This is a genomic window from Anabaena sp. CCY 9910 (assembly GCF_963920875.1).
GTDB lineage: Bacteria > Cyanobacteriota > Cyanobacteriia > Cyanobacteriales > Nostocaceae > Trichormus > Trichormus variabilis.
On the sequence record NZ_CAWUDJ010000096.1, the window covers coordinates 1 to 3,185 of the forward strand.

Here is a 3,185-nt window from a genome sequence, read left to right on the forward strand (position 1 = left end):
AAAACAGTCACACTCTTCTATTTCCTGAGCTTCAGCCTCTTTGTCACCCCTTCAGGTTCCCCCCGTTGTAGCGACTGGCGTCGCGTCTTCACCCAAGGAGGTGTTGCTATTGATTGTCTGCATCTGATTTGGAAGTGTTGCTAAATAACCAGGGAAGCAAATTAGCAATTGTAGCCGCACCAAAGGAAAACAGAGCAATAATGGCATCACGGGGTAAAACGCCATCTAACCAACTACCCTGGATTCTGGAAACAGGAAAATCTTTATCTAGCCCAATTTGGATTTGTTTAGTTGTACCAGAAAAACGGGCTTCTATGCCCTGTTTGTCGGGAATTAATTGTAAGTTGCGGATTAGTTGAATATTGAGTGGCTGATTGGGGTTTTCTCCCATGAGAAACTGGTCATCTTTAATTTCTTTTTCCTGCTCTGCCATGCGGACTTTACCTTCGATAATGGTGGAAACTTCTAAATCGTCTCTGAGGTCGCCGCCATTTCTATCTACACGAATAAATCTCACATCTTTAGTGGCTATTTTCCCCCTAAACCACTGCTCTGATTCAGGTTTTGGAGGCTGGGATAGGGTAATGTAAACGTTGGTATTTTGTTTGAGTGCTAGCTGGAATTCTTTATTATTTGGGTTGACAATAAACTCTAATGGTGTTGCTTCGTCTTGTGGTTTGGGTAAATTTAAACTGGGTATTTTATAACCTTCTAAGATAACTTTGATTGGTTGTTCACCCAAGTATATTTTTAATGTATTGGAATTGGTTTGATTTATTTGAGAATTAGGTAGTAGGGAAAAAGCTAGTTGCTGACGATAAAAGTCGTAATTGAGTCCAGTTACTTTGGTTTGGGGTTGCAGTCGTAGTTCCTCTAGATTGATTTCGCTGGTTACATCGGTGTTGGCTGGGGTGAGAATTAATTTACTTTCTCTGTCTGTAAGCTGGATTTGTAAGGAGTTTAATTGATTAAGTTGCGGTAAAGATTGACTTTGAAAATTACCTGTAAAATTTAATGTTTGAATGCCTTGATTTTCTAGTTCTTTAATATATTTAATATTGCCAATAAATAATTTAGGTAGTTCACCATTATAGGTAAAACTCATTTCTTGAAAAATGAGATTGCCTTCAAATATGTGTGTTCCTGGTAGAATGGCGGCAAGGGTAACAAAGGTAAAAGCTGAAAGTAAGAACAACCCAAGAATAAAAGATTTACTCTTAGGTAGATAGGGTTTAAGTTTTTGTAAGTATGGGCGAATTTTTTGAGTATGGTTACGAAGAAAACCCACTAATTTAGTGAGGTCAATTTTATTGATAACTTTTAGGATGGCGTTGATGAAATTGGGGGATTTTTGTCTGGCTTTTTGCCTAGAGGCCATGTTTTATTTCAACCAATTGGGATTATGTTCAAATACAATTCGTCGTTCAATTCTATCGCTTGGTTCATTTCTGCGTTCTATATTAGCAACATAGTGTAGTTCATAGCGTCCGGGTGGGGCGTTGCGTCCATCCCAGGTGAAGATGATTTCACCGCTATCGGCGTTGGGGCGGGATTGGTTGTGGATGGTTTTTTTGTCTGGGGAGATGATTTTAACGCTGGTAAACCTGACTCTATCTTGGGAGTAAAAGACAAATTCATACTTACCGGAAGCTTGCCCTAAAACGACGGGAACATAAACATTTTGAGAACCAAGGCTATAGGTGGCTACGGCGCGGAGTTTGTTGGCTGGGATTTTTGCTTCTCTGAGGACGTAAGTATCCCAGCTAAAGCGGAAATTTGCACCATTGTTAGACAATAGTAAGTCATCTAATTGATAGTGATAAGTGTCGCCCAATGATTTCACTGTGACTTGGGGATTGTTACCGCCGGTGATGCGGGGAACTTGTAATGTTAAAGTTTTGTCGAAGCGGGTGAGGTTGCGGGTAGCGATGGAAATCAGGCTCAAACTATTGCCGCTTAGGAGTTCGCGTTTGATACCTTCGCAACGGTTGGGTGGGTTGCGGCGGATATAATCGGTAGAACGGGAATTTCCTTCTGGGCAAGAAGCAGCAGCAGGGAGATGGTTAAAGCTGAGGATTAATAGGCTGGCAAGAATAATTTTATAATTCATGGTTGGTTTAAATTAATATTCCAGGTGGATAGGAGTTTTTTAACTTCGGAAATGGGGTAGGCGGAATTTCGCGTTTTATTTTGGCGGGCATAGACTATGCCTACAAGCCGATTTTGGGAGTCAAGTACAGGACTGCCAGAGTAACCAGGTTGGAGTACTGTTGATATTTCTAGTTCTTGGTTTTTATAGCTGCTAATTTTTCCTTTTTCTCTAGACCATGATTTATCTTCACCTCGTTTAGCAGAATGGCCGATAATTTGAATCGGCATTGCAGGGGTGATGGGGGTTGCAGAGATGGATAGAGGTTGGATATCTTCTGGCAGCTTACCGCTAATTTCCAAAACGGCTAGATCAAGTCCATCTTGATTAGTCATTTTGAATAGTTTGGCATCTCGCCGCATTCGCACACGGTCTGACGGTGGGGAACTGAAAAATTCTACCTGTATATTTTTACCCTGTTCTCTGCCATCAAAAATTACATGACGATTGGTGAGGATTAATGTGCGATTGGCTTCTCTGCGAATGACTACACCAGTACCAATCTCTGTTCCCTGACGTTCGCTGTTTGAAAACTCCGCAGTGATGAGTACCACGGAACGCTTAATGGGTAAAGTTGGGTCATTGTTGGGCAACCATTGCTGATCGCTTTCTACGCTGGCTAGTTTATTTCGTTCTTCAGTCCATAATCGCCGTGCTTCTCTATTGTTGTTACTGGCATAAACAAAATCGGGGTCAATTGCTTCTGATTTGTCGAAATGTTCTATGGCTTTTTGAAGTTTCCCTTGTTGTTGGAATGCCAGACCCAGCCCATTGTTAGTTAGAGTATGGGCGCTAGCTGGAGTTATGGAGGTGTCTTCTGGTAATGTTAGAGCTTTTTGGTAGGCGGCAACTGCTTGGTCTAATTTCTTCTGGTCACTTAGGGCATTGCCGAGACCGATGTAAGCAATGGCATATTTAGGGTCAAGTTCGACGGCTTTTTGGTAGACGGCAACTGCTTGGTCTAATTTCTTCTGGTCTCTCAGGGCATTGCCGAGACCGATGTAAGCAATGGCATATTTAGGGTCAAGTTCGACGG

At 41.9% G+C, this 3,185-nt stretch carries 3 protein-coding genes; all 3 read right to left on the reverse strand.

Going from position 1 to position 3,185, the window contains the following annotated elements; translation table 11 throughout:
- Nucleotides 1-106 precede the first annotated feature (106 nt).
- The gene (locus ACM5QX_RS29370; RefSeq protein WP_414756729.1) at nt 107-1,378 is read right to left on the reverse strand and encodes a hypothetical protein; all 1,272 of its coding nucleotides are present in this window, start codon (nt 1,376-1,378) and stop codon (nt 107-109) included.
- A 3-nt stretch (nt 1,379-1,381) separates the two neighbouring features.
- Nucleotides 1,382-2,110 carry a hypothetical protein gene (locus tag ACM5QX_RS29375; protein ID WP_414756730.1) on the reverse strand — a complete coding sequence of 243 codons (729 nt, stop codon included), beginning with the start codon at nt 2,108-2,110 and terminating at the stop codon, nt 1,382-1,384.
- The coding region (locus ACM5QX_RS29380) for a tetratricopeptide repeat protein (protein WP_414756731.1) at nt 2,107-3,185 on the reverse strand (1,079 nt) is incomplete at its 5' end. The genes ACM5QX_RS29380 and ACM5QX_RS29375, both read right to left, overlap by 4 nt.